Genomic DNA, 15846 nt, shown 5'->3' with positions numbered 1-15846 from the left:
GGAGGCATACCCATGCGCGGTGCCAGGAGCGCCAAGTGGGTCGCGACCGCCATAGTTGTGGCGCTGGCCGCAACGGCCTGCGGCGGTGACAAGGACAGCGGCAGCGATGTGAACGCCGGCAAGCCGGACCCGAACGGCACGATCACCGTTCACACCAGTGAGCCGCAGAACGCGCTGCAGCCGGCGAACGCCAAGGAGACGCAGGGCCACCGGGTCCTCAAGACCCTGTTCTCGGGTCTGGTGACGTACGAGCCGGGCACCGGCAAGATCGTCCCCGTCAACGCCGAGTCGGTCACCTCCACCGACGCCCAGCACTGGACGGTCAAGCTCAAGCCGGGCTGGAAGTTCCACAACGGCGAGACCGTCACCGCGCAGTCCTACGTGGACTCCTGGAACTGGTCGGCCAACACCAAGAACAACCAGATCAACTCGAACTGGTTCAGCGACATCGAGGGCTTCGACGACGTCCACCCGGACAAGGGCGACCCGAAGTCGGACACGATGTCCGGTCTGAAGGTGGTGAACGACAACGAGTTCACCATCTCCCTGAAGACCAAGGTCCCGTACTTCAACTACAAGCTGGGCTACATCGTGTGGGCCCCGCTGCCGAAGGCGTTCTTCAAGGACCCCAAGGGCTTCGGTGAGCACCCGGTCGGCAACGGCCCGTACCAGTTCGTCTCCTGGAACCACAACGACAAGATCGTCGTGAAGCGGTTCGACGGCTACTCCGGTCCGGACAAGGCCAAGAACGGCGGCATCACCTTCAAGAACTACACCACCGCCGACGCCGCCTACAACGACCTGCGCTCGGACAACCTCGACTGGGTCGAGCAGATCCCCGACACGTCGCTGACCACCTACAAGCAGGACCTCGGCGACCGTGCGGCCACCGTCGAGTTCTCCGCGGTCCAGACCGTTGCGATCGCGTACTACTCCGACCAGTGGAAGAACGTCGACAACAAGGTCATCCAGGGCCTGTCGATGGCGATCGACCGCGACACCATCACCAAGACCACCCTCCACGGCACCCGTGTCCCGGCCAACAGCTGGGTGGCCAAGGGTGTGCTCGGCTACCAGGCCAACTCCTGCGGCGAGGCCTGCACCTTCAACCCGGAGAAGGCCAAGCAGCTCATCAAGGACGGCGGCGGCGTCCCGGGCAACAAGATCTTCATCCAGTACAACGCCGACCTGAACCACAAGCCGTGGGTCGACGCGGTCTGCAACAGCATCCGCACCAACACCGGCGTCGACTGCGTCGGCGACTCCAAGCCGAACTTCAAGGCGGACCTCGACACCCGCGAGAAGAAGCAGGTCAAGTCGCTCTACCGGTCCGGCTGGAACCTCGACTACCCCGTCAACTCCAACTTCCTGCGTGACCTGTTCGGCTCCAAGGCCGACGGCAACCAGGGCGGTTACGAGAACAAGGAGTTCGACGAGATGGTCGCCAAGGCCGACAACGTCAACTCCCTCGACGAGTCGGTGAAGCTGTACCAGGACGCCGAGAAGGTCCTGCAGAAGAAGATGCCTTCCATCCCGCTGTGGTACTACGCGATCAACTCCGGTCAGTCCACCAAGGTCTACGGGAAGATCAAGTACGGTCAGGACGGCGAGCCGCTGCTGGGCCAGATCCAGGTCAAGCAGAAGTAGCTCACCCCTGACACCAACCGCACAGCCGGTGCCGCCGCATTCGTCGGCGGCACCGGCGCACCCGCCGACGCCGGGCGGCACTCGCTGAAAGCCGGTCAATCCCCCCACCACCACAGGGGCATCGGCCGCCCGGCGCCGCGGGCTGCGACTGACATGGAGGCATGATGGGGCGCTACGTCGCGCGGCGACTGCTCCAGATGATCCCGGTCTTCATCGGGACCACGCTATTGATTTTCCTCATGGTGCACTGGCTCCCCGGCGACCCGATCGCGGCGCTGTGGGGCGACAAGGTGCCCGACCCCGCCCAGGTCGCGCAGCTTCGCCATGACTTCGGGCTCGACAAGCCCCTGTGGCAGCAATACCTCGATTACATGGGCAAGCTGTTCCAGGGCGACTTCGGCAAGACCTTCGGTGGTCGCGAGGTCTCCGACGTGATGGGCGAGGCGTTCCCCGTCACCATCCGGCTGGCGATCGTCGCGTTCGTCATCGAGGTCGTCCTCGGCATCACCCTCGGCGTCCTCGCCGGCCTGAAGGCCGGCCGCGCCTTGGACACCATCGTCCTGATCTTCACCCTGCTGGTGATCTCGGTGCCGGTCTTCGTCCTCGGCTACATCTTCCAGACGGTCTTCGGCGTCGAACTGGGCTGGGTGACGCCCAACGTCAAGGACTCCGAGGACATCACCCAGCTGATCCTGCCGGGCGCCGTTCTCGGCTCGCTCTCGCTGGCGTACGTCGCGCGCCTGACGCGCACCACCATCAGCGAGAACCTGCGCTCCGACTACATGCGCACCGCACTCGCCAAGGGCCTGCCGCGGCGCCGCATCGTCGGCGTGCACCTGCTGCGCAACTCGCTCATCCCGGTCGTCACCTTCCTCGGCACCGACATCGGCGCCCTGATGGGCGGCGCCATCGTGACCGAGGGCATCTTCAACGTGCAGGGCGTCGGCATGCAGCTCTACCGGGCTGTCAACCAGGGCGAGGGCGTCACCACCGTCGGCATCGTGACCGTGCTGGTCCTCGTCTTCCTGCTCACCAGCCTGATCGTCGACCTGCTCTACGCGGTCCTGGACCCGAGGATCCGGTATGCCTGACGTGACCAAGACCCCTGACACCGGCGCGGTGGAGACCGCGGCGGCGGCCGGCGAGGCGGCGGTCGTGGCGGCACCCGCCGCCGGCAAGCCGCGCAGCCTGTGGAGCGACGCCTGGCGCGACCTGCGGCGCAACCCGCTCTTCGTCATCTCGGCGCTGCTGATCGTCTTCCTGCTGGTCATGGCGGTCTTCCCGCAGCTGTTCACCAGCACCAACCCGCGCAACGGCGACCTGACGCACCACTTTTTGACCAAGCCCTCGTACGGCGACGTCTTCTCGGCCGACTGGTTCGGCTACGACAAGCAGGGTCGCAGCATCTACGCGCGTGTCGTCTACGGTGCCCGCGCCTCCATCAGCGTCGGCGTGCTCGTCACCCTCGCCGTCACCGTGGTGGGCGGCCTGGTCGGCATGCTCGCCGGCTACTACGGCGGCTGGATCGACTCGCTGCTCTCCCGCCTCACCGACATCTTCTTCGGCATCCCCTTCTTCCTGGGCTCGATGGTCATCCTGGTGAGCTTCACCGACCGGAAGGTGTGGGTCGTGGCGGCCGCCATGGCGTTCCTGGGCTGGACCCAGATCGCCCGCGTGATGCGCGGCTCGGTGATCACCACCAAGCAGGCCGACTATGTGACGGCGGCGCGGGCGCTCGGCGCCGGCACCGGGCGCATCATGTTCCGGCACATCCTGCCGAACGCCATCGCGCCCGTCATCGTCGTCGCCACGATCGCGCTCGGTGGCTACATCGCGGCCGAGGCCACGCTGTCCTACCTCGGTCTCGGCCTCGCCGAGCCCATCATCTCGTGGGGCATCGACATCTCGGACGCCAAGGACTCCATCCGGGACAACCCGCACGTGATGTTCTTCCCCGCCGGCATGCTCTGCATCACCGTTCTCGCGTTCATCATGCTCGGCGACGCGGTGCGCGACGCCCTCGACCCCAAGCTGCGCTGAGGGAGGCGTACGTGACCACCGATACTGAGAAGACCACGAACGTGCCCGAGCCGCGCAAGGCCGGCGACGACGGCGCGCCGCTGCTCGAAGTGCGCGACCTGCATGTCGAGTTCCACACCCGCGAGGGCGTGGCCAAGGCCGTCAACGGCGTCAACTACACCGTCGACTCCGGCGAGACGCTGGCCGTGCTCGGCGAGTCCGGCTCCGGCAAGTCCGTGACGGCCCAGGCCATCATGGGCATTCTCGACATGCCGCCCGGCCGCATCCCGCAGGGCCAGATCCTCTACCGCGGCCAGGACATGCTCACCATGTCCGCCGACGAGCGCCGCAAGATCCGCGGCCGGAAGATCGCCATGATCTTCCAGGACGCGCTGTCGTCGCTGAACCCCGTGCTCAGCGTCGGCTACCAGCTCGGCGAGATGTTCCGCGTCCACCAGGGCATGTCCAAGAAGGACGCCAAGGCCAAGGCCATCGAGCTGATGGACCGGGTGCGCATCCCGGCGGCGGCCCAGCGCGTGAGCGACTATCCGCACCAGTTCTCCGGCGGTATGCGCCAGCGCATCATGATTGCGATGGCGCTGGCGCTGGAGCCGGACCTGATCATCGCGGACGAGCCCACGACGGCGCTCGACGTGACCGTCCAGGCCCAGGTGATGGACCTGCTCGCGGAGCTGCAGCGCGAGTACAACATGGGTCTGATCCTCATCACCCACGACCTGGGCGTCGTCGCCGACGTCGCCGACAAGATCGCGGTGATGTACGCGGGCCGCATCGTCGAGAACGCCCCCGTCCACGAGCTCTACAAGCGCCCGGCCCACCCGTACACCCGCGGCCTGCTCGACTCCATCCCGCGGCTGGACCAGAAGGGCCAGGAGCTCTACGCCATCAAGGGCCTGCCGCCCAACCTGCTGCGCATCCCCACCGGCTGCGCGTTCAACCCCCGCTGCCCCAAGGCGCAGGACATCTGCACCACCGACGTCCCCGTGCTGCAGCCGGTGGCGGAGCAGGACGGCACCGAGATGCCCGGCCGTGGCAGCGCGTGCCACTTCTGGAAGGAGACGATCCATGGCTGAGACCGGCAAGAAGGACGAGGCCGCGACGCCCAACGTCTCCGAGGTGCACGTCAGCGACGCCTCCACGACCCAGGAGGTCGAGGCCGTCCTCGACGCGCCCGTCGAGCGCGGCGAGCCGATCCTGCAGGTGCGCAACCTGGTCAAGCACTTCCCGCTGACCCAGGGCGTCCTCTTCAAGAAGCAGGTCGGCGCGGTCAAGGCCGTCGACGGTGTCTCCTTCGACCTCTACCAGGGCGAGACGCTCGGCATCGTGGGCGAGTCCGGCTGCGGCAAGTCCACCGTCGCCAAGCTGCTGATGACCCTGGAGACCGCCACCTCCGGCGAGGTCTTCTACAAGGGCCAGGACATCACCAAGCTGTCGGGGCGCGCGCTGAAGGCCGTGCGCCGCAACATCCAGATGGTGTTCCAGGACCCCTACACCTCGCTGAACCCGCGCATGACGGTCGGCGACATCATCGGCGAGCCCTTCGAGATCCACCCGGAGGCCGCCCCCAAGGGCGACCGCCGCAAGCGGGTCCAGGAGCTCCTGGACGTCGTGGGCCTCAACCCCGAGTACATCAACCGCTACCCGCACCAGTTCTCCGGCGGCCAGCGCCAGCGCATCGGCATCGCCCGCGGCCTGGCGCTCAACCCCGAGATCATCATCTGCGACGAGCCCGTCTCGGCGCTGGACGTCTCGGTGCAGGCCCAGGTCGTCAACCTGATGGAGCGACTGCAGGACGAGTTCAACCTCTCCTACGTCTTCATCGCCCACGACCTGTCCATCGTGCGGCACATCTCCGACCGCGTCGGCGTGATGTACCTGGGCAAGATGGCCGAGATCGGCACCGACGTGCAGATCTACGACCACCCCACCCACCCGTACACCCAGGCCCTCCTCTCGGCCGTCCCCGTCCCGGACCCCGAGGCCCGCCAGCGCCGCGAACGCATCATCCTCACCGGCGACGTCCCGTCCCCGGCCAACCCCCCGTCGGGCTGCCGCTTCCGCACCCGCTGCTGGAAGGCCCAGGACAAGTGCGCCGAGGAGGTCCCCCTCCTGGCGGTCCCCGAGGTCTTCGCCGGCAAGAGCACCCCGGCGGCCCACGAGTCGGCGTGCCACTTCGCCGAGGAGAAGGACGTGGTGCACGCGGCGTAATGCCGCACCTCGCCCCGTGGGGGCTCCCCCGGTTCGCCGGGGGAGCCCCCACGGGCTTTTCCGGGGCCTTCCCCGATCGGGTGACGGTGGCTCCGGAGGGAGCCACCTCCGGGCCCGCGGTTCGTATGATCCGGAGTATGAGCCTTGAGCGCGTCACCATCACGATCCCCAGTGAGACCCTGACCGCTGCCAAGGAGGCTGCCGATCGCGAAGGACTCAGCGTCTCGGCCTGGCTCTCCCGGGCCGCCGAGAGGGCGGCCAAGATCGAGGCGGGGCTGGCGGCAGCGGAAGAGGTACTGGCGCAGGTCGGCCCTCCGACGCCCGACGAGCAGGCATGGGTGGACGACTTCATGAACGCTGTCGCCCGTCCCCCCTGGGGGACGAACGCGGACGCCGACCACGACGCGGCCTGACGACGGGGGAGGGGGCGGGGATGAGCACACTACGGACCGTGGTCTACGACGCGGGGATGCTGATCGCGGCGGAGAGGTCCCATCCGATGGTGTGGCGTGCGCACCGGGCCTATCTGACAGCCGGCGGGGTGCCGCTGGTTCCCGCTCCCGTCCTGGCCCAGGTGTGGCGGGACGGGGGACGGCAGGCCCGGCTGGGGCAGCTCCTGAAAGGTTGTGACGTGGCCGGGATGGACGAGGCGCTGGCCCGGCAGATCGGGGAACTGCTCGGCGCGTCGGGTACGACCGACCCCGCCGACGGAGCGGTGGCGGTGCTCGCGGTTCGCTCGCGGGCCGCCGTCGTGACGTCCGACCCCGACGACATCCGGCACCTGCTCGACCGGCTCGGGGAGCCGGGCAAGCACGTCACGATCCAGCGGGTCTGACCGCCCCTTCCTCCGCGCGGGTGGGACGTCCGGGTGGCAGGCCGACGGGTGGGCCGCCGGGCCCGGGACGGCCGTGGTGGCGTCCGGCCCGGACATCCTCCGGTGCCGGGATCGGTCTCAGGCGGAGCCGGGGCGCGAGCCGTGCTGAAGCTTGGTCAGGTTGAGCGCGACCTGGGTCCAGTTGTCGATGTGCTGGACCGCCGGCCAGATGGATATCACCGTGGCCGATATGAGGACCGCGGCCCAGTAGACCGGGTAGGGCCGGGCCGCCCGGGTGCTCATTGCTCGCCGGCGCCTGGCCCCCGGCAACCTGCGCGCCCGCACCGATCCCCGATCGACCCGGGTGCGCGGTCGTCATCCTGCCGGAACGGCCTGGAGATGCTCGGAGAGCTGCTGGAGGACCGTCCAGGCCTGGGCGTCGGTGCCGTCGCCCAGGGGATAGTGGACGGCAGGCCCGAGGCGTACGGGGCCGAGGCCGAGCGGCGGACGCAGAGTGTGCTCCAGTCCGATCCGGCGGACATCGGCGCCACCGAGGGTGAAGGAAACCGGAATCGGCGGGGCCGCGAAGCGCGGCGGCACGGTGAGATCACGCCGGGCCCGGCGCAGCGAGACGAGCATGGACGTCAGGCCGCGCTCGCCGGCGAGCGTACGGGCGAGGGCCTCGACGGCGTCGAGGGGCGGGGCCTCGTGCGCGCCGTACCCGAGAGTGAGGGTGACGTCCTCGGCCACCCCGCCCTCGGTACGGCTGACGCGCAGGGTGGCGAGGGCCGGGCGGTCGGGCCGGCCGACGGCGAGGAGATGGGTGGGCTCGGGGGAGCGCTCACGGGCGAAGGCGGTCAACTGCTGTGAGGACCAGGGAAGATTGATGGGCTCGGCGGTACCCCAGCCCGCGGGCGCCGTACCGGCGAGCGCCGTCCAGGCGGTCTCCAGCGCGCGACCGAGGACGAGGTCGTCGGTGACGTGCTCGTGCAGGATGCGAAAAGAGACGACCAGCTGTCGCTCGGAGGAGGGGGCGGCGTCCGCGAAGGGCTGGGCGACCACCGCTTCGCCCGTCTCCGTGAGAACGGGCGTGAAGGTGCCGTTCTCCCAGCGGAGTTCCGCACCGGAAAGCCCGTCGTGGAACAGGTTTCCGCTGTCCTGGACGACCCAGCGGTTGGGCGCGCCGGCCAGGGCGGTACGGAGGGGAAGGCTGAGGCGTACGTGAGGCGGCGTGACGATCTGCAGGGCCAGGCCGGCCGCGGCAACCGTACGCAGGATCTCCGACATCCAGGCGTTGAGGGCGACCACCGGCCGGTCGGCGAGCACGACCGCAGTCGAATCGGTGAGGATGTCGACGGCGAGCCCGGCTTCGGCGGTGGTCGCCGTGACCTCACCGGCATCGGACGCGGAGGGCACCGGGACGACATCGAGCGAGGCCGCGTCGGCGGGCCACACCGCCCCACCGAGCAGGACGGTGAGCCGCCCTGCCACGGACCCGGCGAGCGGCACGGCTTCCGGCAACGCGGCCGAGGCCCGCACCTCGGTCCACCAGTACGGCACCGCCGGCGCCCCAACCCCGTCCCCGAGCAGCCGCTCGGCTTCCCCGGGCACGTGCACGAGCAGCGGCGCCTCGACCGAAACGAGCGGCCGCCCGTCCCCCGCCCGCAACTGCACGACGGCCCCGTCGTGCACACCGGACGCCTCGACGTCGGGCCCACCTGCATAGAGCCCTGCCACGACGGCCCAGGAGTCGGGCATCTTGGGGGTGAGGGCTATGACGTCTTTCATGTGGCTTCCTGGTGGGTGGCGAATGGGGGTAGGAGCCCGGCTCCCGTCAGGCGGACGCCATGGGCGGTCTCGACTACTCCGGCGGGAGCGGCTGGTCGGGCCGGCTTCCGAAGAGGTAGTCGAACATCTTCCCCAGGTAGTCCGACCATAGTCCTCGACGGACAGCTCTCGGGACTCCAGTACTTCGGTGAACCCATCTCGGACTGCATCCGTGAATGTCGGATTGAATCCGTGCAGGGTCCTGTGAAGCCACCCGCTTGTGTCATACCCCTGTTCGGCGTCGAGGTAGCCGGTGATGAACGTACGGAGTTCTTGATTCACTATTCAGTCCCTTTAAGGGTGTCTGCCCCGCATGGGGTTCGGGTACATGGTGTGACGGTTGCGCATGGCCGACTGTGATTCCCGCCTGCCTTACGTAGAACCTTCCTCAGCCCCCTTGGATTTCTCCGTCAGCTCCGCGGCGTACTCCTCAAGGATGCTCGCATGAATCGCATCCAGGGCCTCGTCGTACTCCTCCTGCTGCTCCGGAGTGGCCTCATCCGGGTCGTCGACGCCGTACTTCTCGCAGAATTCGTAGAACCATTCCGATGACAGTCGGTCTGCCTTGGCCACCAATGGGTGGACCGGATCGGAAGGCCTTAGTCGTCCGCGCTCATTCACACGCGTTTCCTGCCTTACCAGCGCTGCCCCATCGGAAGGCGCTTGCTGAAAGGGGCACCTGCCGCTGTGTCGAGACACTCCACCCCCGGGTCGGTGGAGCCCCGACCAGCCGACCTGCTTCGTTTCCCAGTGGTGCGCTCTTCGCGGATTTGGGCCTAGACGGCTTTACGTTGAATTGCAGTTCACTGGTCCTGCTGGTCGAGGGCGTCCAAAACGGCAGGATCCAGTGAGACGACCGGCTCCAGGGAGGCATGTTCCCGCAAGGGCTTGACCGGCAACGTCTCTCCGTTGAGGTCGATGAAGTTGCTTTCCATCGTGAAAGCGCCGCCCCGTTCGTACATGAGCAGGAGTGGTTCGTACGGGTCGTCGAGGTCGGGGAGTGCGATCTGCGTCCCACTCCGGAAGGCGGTCCAGTGCACAGCCGCCACGAGGGTCGCCTCCACCTGAGGCCACCCCACCTCCTCGTCGAGGTATTCCTTCAGCTCGGCGAGAACCTCGTCGTCAGCGCGTACCGTCGGATCAATGAGCTTGGCGAGGTCGATGTAGGGCCAGGACAGTTCAGCTCCGAAGGCCCGCGCCCAGAGCGCCGTACGCCGGAAGTGTTCGCGCAGCAGCGCGGCTCTCGACACGGCATGGTCGTACGGCGCGTCCTCGTCCTCCCAGTCGATGGCACGCAGGCGCTCAAGCAGGGCACGCGGTGCTTCGTCCGTCACTTGAGGTTCCATCCCTTCTTGTTCAGCTGTTCCTTCGCACTCTTCACGATGTCATCCAGGTTGGAGAGATCCCGGGCGATCGTGATGGACGGGATCTTGAGACCCAAGCTCCTCTTCCAGTGCTTCAGCCCACCACCGATCTCCTTCGGCGCAACTTCGTGCGCGCCGAAGTCCAGCACACTACCGGGGGTCATTCGGGCCTTGTCCCACCCGCCGGCTCCGTCAGGAACCCAGGCTCCGGGGTTGGGCGAGATGTAGGGCATACCAGCCTTCATGAGCTGGCTTTCGACATACTCATGAGCCATGAGCTGACGGAACCGGGTTTTCTGTGCCTTCGAAAGCGTGCCCTCAGTGGCACCCTTCCACAACTCGACGATATGGGGGTACGGGGTAAAGGCTCCGCGCTTCACGTTCTCCGCGCCTGGGCCTGTCGCCACTTCGTGCTGCGCCCGGAACAGGTGGGTCTTGACCTTCGTCAGCACGGACTGATCGATGCCTGTGTGTTCCGAGATCCGGGGCAGGTCGTAGCTGTTGGGGGTGCCACGGACATGCTCGTAGTACTTGGCTGCGGCGTTGTGGATCGCCAGATCCTCCGCATTCGTCGGCACCTCGACCCAGCCCGCACCTCCCCAGCCTGATTCTGCCCCGGCGCTTGCAGGACCGTCATGAGCGTGCTTTCCAGCCCCTTCATGTTCGCCACCGCCACCGTGACCGGCATTCTCCGTTCGGTGTTCCCCAGGCGCGTGCGGGCCGTCGCCCTCGTGGGCGTTGCCCGCCTGTGCCTCGTGTTCGCCGCCGTGTCCACCGCCGTCGCGCGGTGGGACCTCATCCCCATGGTGCGGGACGGTGGGCTCGTGCGGGGACGATGGGGAGTCGCCGTGACCGCCGTGGCCGCTGGTGTTGTGACCGCCTGTCCCGGAGGGGACAGTGTCATGGCCGGGGCGCGGGGACGTGCCGTGGCCGGAGCCCGGTATGTCGTGGCCGCCGGCTCCACTGCCCGAGTGGGGTGATGCGTGGCCACCGTGGCTGCCCGCACCGCCATCCCGTGCGTGCTGTGCGGCTCCGCCGGGCGTGTGTCCGCCGATGCCGCCACCCGCCGCGTGGCCCTCCGCGCCGTGCGTCGGTATGTGCTCCCCGCCGTGCCCCGCCGCCGTCGTCGCGTCGCCGCCCGCGTGGACGCCCGCGGCCACCGGGACCTTTTCGTGCTCCGAGACGGTGGAGTGCTGCGGTTGCCGCCCGGGCGACTTCGCGGCTTCCGCCGCTCGTTCCTCGGCCGAGAGTTCCTTCTTCGGCGGCTGGAGCTCCTTGCCGTGTTCGTTGAAGAGCTTGCCGCTCTCCTTGTCGAGGTAGACGACCTTGTTCTTGGGGTCGAGGAACGGGACCGCGCTCTCCGGAAGGCTTGCCGGGCGTTTGGGCAGGGTGGCGCCCTGCTCCGGCAGCTTGAACGTTTCTTCGGTCAGGTGGACCGTCGAGCCCACCCGCAGGTTCTTCAGGCCCGACATCGCGTCGCCGACCTTCACGAAGGCGAACCTGCCCGCCTTGCCCACGTACGTCATCGGGTCGACGATCCGGCCCGCCTTGCCCAGCGCCGAGACCGTCTTCGCGACAGCACCGCCCTTCCCCGCCGCCCCCGCTCCACCCGTGAAAACCGTGGTGAGGACGTTGAAGGTGACGCCGCCGGCCGCGCGGGCGGGGTTCTTGCCCCACTGGTCGTAGGCCACGAGGGCCTTGCCGGTCTCCTTGACCGCCGTGCGCGAGTCGCGTAGCCAGCCGGGCAGTTGGTCGTCGCGGGCCGCCCAGTAGGCACCGGACAGTGGCGTGCAGCTGATCACCACGCCGGTTGCCAGTTTGCCGAGGCCCGTCCAGGCCTCGCCCGCCTTGTCCCAGCCGTCGGTGCCGACAAGGGTGCCCAGGCCCTTGACGGTGCCCCAGACGCCGTCGACGATGAAGCCGTCCCAGACGAAGCTCTTGACCTGGTGGCCCAGCCAGGCGATGCCGGTGTACTCGCGCTCCGCCATCGAGCCCCAGGGCGTCTCCTCGGCATGGTCGAGGTCGCTCGCCTTGTAGCCGTACATATTCGGCTTGTGGGAGCCGTCGTCGACGACGAGTTTCTCCCCGCCGACCAGGGCGACGATCTTGTCGTGGCAGGCCCGCTCGGCGTCGTGGAAGGCGGCGACCGTGGCATTGACGCTGTGCCACAGGCTGTTGTTGTGCTCGACCTTCTTCTTGTCCCGGCGCCAGTGGTTGTCGCCCTGGACGCTCTCGACGAAGGCCACGGCCTCGTCCCTGAGGTCACCGAGCTTCTTGGCCAGCGGGCGTATCTCCGTCGCGTACGTGCTGAGCGCACCGGACACCTTCTCGAGGTCGCTCGCGAACGCGCTGGATTTCGTCGCTACCGGTGCCGTCGTCGCGAAGAGCCGGTCCGCCTCCGGTGCCTTGTAGCAGGCGGAGAGTCCCTGGAAGGTGGAGTGGACGGACGCCCCCGAGTCACGGAAGAGCTTGGCGTCGGAGGTCAGTGTTTTGGCGTCGGACACCAGCGTGTCGACGTTCCCGGTGAACTGGGGTATGCCCGAGGGGACGATGAGTTCCTTGTCGGCGCTCACTTCTTGCCACCGCCCTGCCCGGGCATGTCTGTCTTGGGTTCCTTCAGGGCCTCGTGCTGGGTGTTGGAGGCCATCTCCAGGTCGCCCTCGACGTAATGGCGTGTGGCCTCGGCCGCCCCGTTCAGCGAAGCGGCGGTGCGCTTGGCGATGTACTGCAGGTCACCGGACCATTTCTTGGCGAATTCCCCCAGGGCTCCGGCGACGGGACCGCTGGGCACCGGGCCGCAGACCGGGCCGCTGATGGTGCCTGCCGCCGTCGCGGCGCTCGGCAGCGTCTTCTGCACGCTCTGGCCAGCCCTTGACAAGCCTTCGGCCGCCGTGGCCGTCCTGCTCAGCACGCCGCCCACTTCTGCCGGCCGGATGTCCCATGACGTCATGGAAGCCCCCTGGTCCCCATCCCCTGTCCCCCGCCTTACAGCGATACGTTCATGTGACACATTGCCATATCCCACTGACACAGGGCGTCACGGTTCATTCGCGCCCCGCCGCTGCCCCGCCGCCACTTCGCCGAGGAGAAGGACGTCGTCCACGTGGCATGGGGCTGTCGCCGCTGTCGCCGTTCGGGGCGCCCGGACCGTACATGTGCGGTCTGGGCGCCCTTGTATGCACGGCCGCTCGCCGGGCGCGGAGGACTGGGAGGCTGTTCGGTGGGCGCGAGGGGTGGACTCAGCCGAACCAGGAGACCTGCACGACGACGATGCGCTCGCCCCGGACATCGGTCAGATAGGTGATCATCGCGTGGCCCCGGCTCTCGGTGCGGAGTCCAGGCCCCGGACGGTGTAGGACGCGCCGTCGAGGAAGACCATGGAATCGCGCATGGCAATCTCCCGTGCCAGGCGCTCGACCTCGGCAATCGCTTCGGCGGGAAGGCCGTCGAGAAGATCGTCGGGATCGTGCTCCCAGTGCCAATCAGCCACCCTCGACCTCGCGATGCGCAGCCCGGACGATCTCGCCGACCTCACGGATCGCCTGATCCCGTACGGCGGCGTGCTCGCTGTCAACGGCACGTTCGGCTGCGTGCAGCCGACGCGCCGTCACCGGATGGCGTTCGATCTCGACGACCACACCCCAGCGCCGGTAGAACATGCGGATCGGAACAACACTGCCCTCCTCCCCGGCCTGGACGAATGCGTCCTGCATGTCCTCGAAGAACTCGGGCAGACGTGACGGGGCCACCGCGGCGACGGCCTGGCGCAGGGCCGGGAGCGTCAAAGCGGGCTTGGGGATGAGCGGGCCGTCGTGTTCGGCGTGTTGTACGGTCATGCGCCGTCCCTCTCGATCGCGGAATCCGTCGTCAGCCCGCCGCGAGAATAGACTCGCCCCGACGACATCAACCATCTGCACGATGAGGGCCCTGCTCCGTCGGTAGAATCCCCCGCTCCTCCGCGTAGTGGCACGCCGACGGGTGGGCCGCCGGGCCCGGGGGGTCGCGGAGCCAGGGCGGGATCTCCAGGGGTGGGACGACCTCCGCGCACTTTTCGCGGGCCTTCCAGCAGCGGGTGCGGAAGCGGCAGCCGGACGGGGGGTTGGCGGGGGAGGGGATGTCGCCCTTCAGCAGGATCCTTGCGCGGCGTTCGCGGGCCGACGGGTCGGGGACCGGGACCGCGGAGAGGAGGGCCTGGGTGTAGGGGTGGGTGGGGTGGTCGTAGATCTGGGTGTCGGTGCCCAGTTCGGCGAAGCGGCCCAGGTACATCACGCCGACGCGGTCGGAGATGTGCCGTACCACCGACAGGTCGTGGGCGATGAAGACGTACGAGAGGTCGAAGGCCTGCTGGAGGCGTTCCATGAGGTTGACGACCTGGGCCTGGACGGAGACGTCGAGGGCCGAGACGGGTTCGTCCGCCACGATCACCTCGGGCCGCAGGGCGAGTCCCCGGGCGATGCCGATGCGCTGGCGCTGGCCGCCGGAGAACTGGTGCGGGTAGCGGTTGATGTGTTCGGGGTTGAGGCCGACGACGTCGAGGAGTTCGCGCACCTTCTGCCGGCGGCTGCCCTTGGGGGCGGCCTCGGGGTGGATCTCGAAGGGCTCGCCGATGATGTCGCCGACCGTCATACGCGGGTTCAGCGAGGTGTAGGGGTCCTGGAACACCATCTGGATGTTGCGGCGTACGGCCTTCAGCGCGCGCCCCGACAGCCGGGTGATGTCCTCGCCCTTGTAGCGGATCCGTCCGGACGTCGGGCGTTCGAGGTGGACGAGCAGCTTGGCGACGGTGGACTTGCCGCAGCCGGACTCGCCCACGATGCCGAGCGTCTCGCCGCGCCGCAGGTCGAAGGAGACGCCGTCGACGGCCCGTACCGCGCCGACCTGTTTCTTGAAGAGGATGCCCCGGGTCAGCGGGTAGTGCTTGACCAGGTCCCGTACTTCCAGCAGGGCCTCGCTGTCAGCCGTCATCCAGCGTCTCCTTCCAGAAGTGGCAGGCGCTCGACCGCCCGGGTGCCACGGTGTACAGCGGTGGCCGGTCGGTGCGGCAGATGTCCTGGGCCCTGGGGCAGCGGGGGTTGAAGGGGCAGCCGGGCGGGACGGCGGTCAGGCTCGGCGGCAGGCCCTTGATGGCGTAGAGCTCCTGGCCCTTCTGGTCCAGCCGCGGGATGGAGTCGAGCAGGCCGCGGGTGTACGGGTGGGCCGGCGCGGCGTACAGGTCGTGGACGGGGGCGTTCTCGACGATGCGGCCGGCGTACATCACCGCGATCTTGTCGGCGACGTCGGCGACGACGCCGAGGTCGTGGGTGATGAGGATCAGGCCCATGTTGTACTCGCGCTGCAGCTCCGCGAGCAGGTCCATCACCTGGGCCTGGACGGTCACGTCGAGCGCCGTCGTGGGCTCGTCCGCGATGATCAGGTCCGGCTCCAGCGCCAGCGCCATCGCAATCATGATGCGCTGGCGCATACCGCCGGAGAACTGGTGCGGATAGTCGCCGGCACGCTGCGCGGCCGCCGGGATGCGTACGCGGTCCATCAGCTGCACGGCCCGGGCGCGGGCGTCCTTGCGGGCCATGCCCTCGTGCACCTGGAACATCTCGGCGAGCTGGGCGCCCACGGTCATGACGGGATTCAACGCCGACAGCGCGTCCTGGAAGATCATGGCCAGCTTGGCGCCGCGGATCCGGCGCCGGTGCTCCTCGCCCATGGTGAGCAGGTCCTGGCCGCGGAAGCGGACCTCCCCGCCGGTGACGAAGCCGGGCGGTGAGTCGAGGATGCCCATGACGGCCTGCGCGGTCACCGACTTGCCGGAGCCGGACTCGCCGAGCACGGCCAGCGTCTCGCCCGCCGCGACGGTGTAGTCGACGCCGTTGACGGCCTTGGCCACCCCGTCCCGGGTGCGGAACTCCACGTGCAGGCCGCGTACGTCCAGCAGGGCAGTGGTCATGTCGG

Annotated in this window: 17 protein-coding genes; 7 read left to right on the top strand and 10 right to left on the bottom strand. The window is 68.4% G+C overall.

Annotation, left to right across the window (positions count from 1 at the left end; all coding sequences use genetic code 11):
• The first annotated feature begins 12 nt into the window (after positions 1–12).
• The 7 genes from AB0K17_RS01685 to AB0K17_RS01655 all read left to right on the top strand — a co-directional run bounded on the left by AB0K17_RS01685 (position 13) and on the right by AB0K17_RS01655 (position 6730).
• The gene (locus AB0K17_RS01685) at positions 13–1647 is read left to right on the top strand and encodes an ABC transporter substrate-binding protein (protein ID WP_365970252.1); all 1635 of its coding nucleotides are present in this window, start codon (positions 13–15) and stop codon (positions 1645–1647) included.
• A 164-nt stretch (positions 1648–1811) separates the two neighbouring features.
• Positions 1812–2738 (top strand): ABC transporter permease, encoded by a 927-nt coding sequence (locus AB0K17_RS01680; protein ID WP_365970254.1) that lies wholly within the window; start codon positions 1812–1814, stop codon positions 2736–2738.
• Entirely contained in the window at positions 2731–3687 is a 957-nt protein-coding gene (locus tag AB0K17_RS01675) for an ABC transporter permease (RefSeq protein ID WP_365981753.1), read from the top strand. Before AB0K17_RS01680 ends, AB0K17_RS01675 begins: the two co-directional genes overlap by 8 nt.
• Positions 3688–3698: 11 nt before the next feature.
• The gene (locus tag AB0K17_RS01670) at positions 3699–4760 is read left to right on the top strand and encodes an ABC transporter ATP-binding protein (protein ID WP_365981752.1); all 1062 of its coding nucleotides are present in this window, start codon (positions 3699–3701) and stop codon (positions 4758–4760) included.
• Positions 4753–5895 carry a dipeptide ABC transporter ATP-binding protein gene (locus tag AB0K17_RS01665; RefSeq protein WP_365970207.1) on the top strand — a complete coding sequence of 381 codons (1143 nt, stop codon included), beginning with the start codon at positions 4753–4755 and terminating at the stop codon, positions 5893–5895. The genes AB0K17_RS01670 and AB0K17_RS01665 overlap by 8 nt, the downstream gene beginning before the upstream one ends.
• Before the next feature lie 137 nt (positions 5896–6032).
• On the top strand, positions 6033–6308 hold the full coding sequence (locus AB0K17_RS01660) for a hypothetical protein (RefSeq protein WP_365970206.1): 276 nt from the start codon (positions 6033–6035) through the stop codon (positions 6306–6308).
• 20 nt (positions 6309–6328) lie between these two features.
• Positions 6329–6730, top strand: coding sequence for a twitching motility protein PilT (locus AB0K17_RS01655; RefSeq protein WP_365981751.1), 402 nt, complete (start codon positions 6329–6331; stop codon positions 6728–6730).
• 117 nt (positions 6731–6847) lie between these two features.
• Here AB0K17_RS01655 and AB0K17_RS01650 read toward each other — a convergent pair whose 3' ends face one another.
• The 10 genes from AB0K17_RS01650 to AB0K17_RS01605 all read right to left on the bottom strand — a co-directional run bounded on the left by AB0K17_RS01650 (position 6848) and on the right by AB0K17_RS01605 (position 15841).
• On the bottom strand, positions 6848–7012 hold the full coding sequence (locus tag AB0K17_RS01650; RefSeq protein ID WP_365981750.1) for a hypothetical protein: 165 nt from the start codon (positions 7010–7012) through the stop codon (positions 6848–6850).
• A gap of 72 nt (positions 7013–7084) precedes the next feature.
• Positions 7085–8497, bottom strand: coding sequence for a DUF6177 family protein (locus tag AB0K17_RS01645; RefSeq protein WP_365981749.1), 1413 nt, complete (start codon positions 8495–8497; stop codon positions 7085–7087).
• 411 nt (positions 8498–8908) lie between these two features.
• Complete coding sequence (locus AB0K17_RS01640; protein ID WP_365981748.1) at positions 8909–9109, bottom strand: hypothetical protein; 201 nt, start codon at positions 9107–9109, stop codon at positions 8909–8911.
• Positions 9110–9339: 230 nt separating this feature from the next.
• Positions 9340–9870, bottom strand: coding sequence for a hypothetical protein (locus tag AB0K17_RS01635; RefSeq protein ID WP_365981747.1), 531 nt, complete (start codon positions 9868–9870; stop codon positions 9340–9342).
• The gene (locus AB0K17_RS01630; RefSeq protein WP_365981746.1) at positions 9867–12473 is read right to left on the bottom strand and encodes a hypothetical protein; all 2607 of its coding nucleotides are present in this window, start codon (positions 12471–12473) and stop codon (positions 9867–9869) included. The genes AB0K17_RS01635 and AB0K17_RS01630 overlap by 4 nt, the downstream gene beginning before the upstream one ends.
• Complete coding sequence (locus AB0K17_RS01625) at positions 12470–12850, bottom strand: DUF6507 family protein (RefSeq protein WP_365981745.1); 381 nt, start codon at positions 12848–12850, stop codon at positions 12470–12472. Before AB0K17_RS01625 ends, AB0K17_RS01630 begins: the two co-directional genes overlap by 4 nt.
• Positions 12851–13204: 354 nt before the next feature.
• Complete coding sequence (locus AB0K17_RS01620) at positions 13205–13390, bottom strand: hypothetical protein (RefSeq protein WP_365970199.1); 186 nt, start codon at positions 13388–13390, stop codon at positions 13205–13207.
• A complete protein-coding gene (locus tag AB0K17_RS01615; RefSeq protein ID WP_365981744.1) occupies positions 13383–13736 on the bottom strand; it encodes a hypothetical protein in 354 nt (117 codons plus the stop codon). The genes AB0K17_RS01620 and AB0K17_RS01615 overlap by 8 nt, the downstream gene beginning before the upstream one ends.
• A gap of 67 nt (positions 13737–13803) precedes the next feature.
• A complete protein-coding gene (locus tag AB0K17_RS01610; protein ID WP_365981743.1) occupies positions 13804–14865 on the bottom strand; it encodes a dipeptide ABC transporter ATP-binding protein in 1062 nt (353 codons plus the stop codon).
• Complete coding sequence (locus tag AB0K17_RS01605; RefSeq protein WP_365981742.1) at positions 14855–15841, bottom strand: ABC transporter ATP-binding protein; 987 nt, start codon at positions 15839–15841, stop codon at positions 14855–14857. The genes AB0K17_RS01610 and AB0K17_RS01605 overlap by 11 nt, the downstream gene beginning before the upstream one ends.
• Between the last annotated feature and the right edge of the window lie 5 nt (positions 15842–15846).

This window comes from Streptomyces sp. NPDC049585 (genome assembly GCF_040675615.1).
Classification (GTDB): domain Bacteria; phylum Actinomycetota; class Actinomycetes; order Streptomycetales; family Streptomycetaceae; genus Streptomyces; species Streptomyces luteosporeus.
Note: the sequence above shows the minus strand (reverse complement) of the source record. Positions and strands in the feature narration are given on the sequence as shown.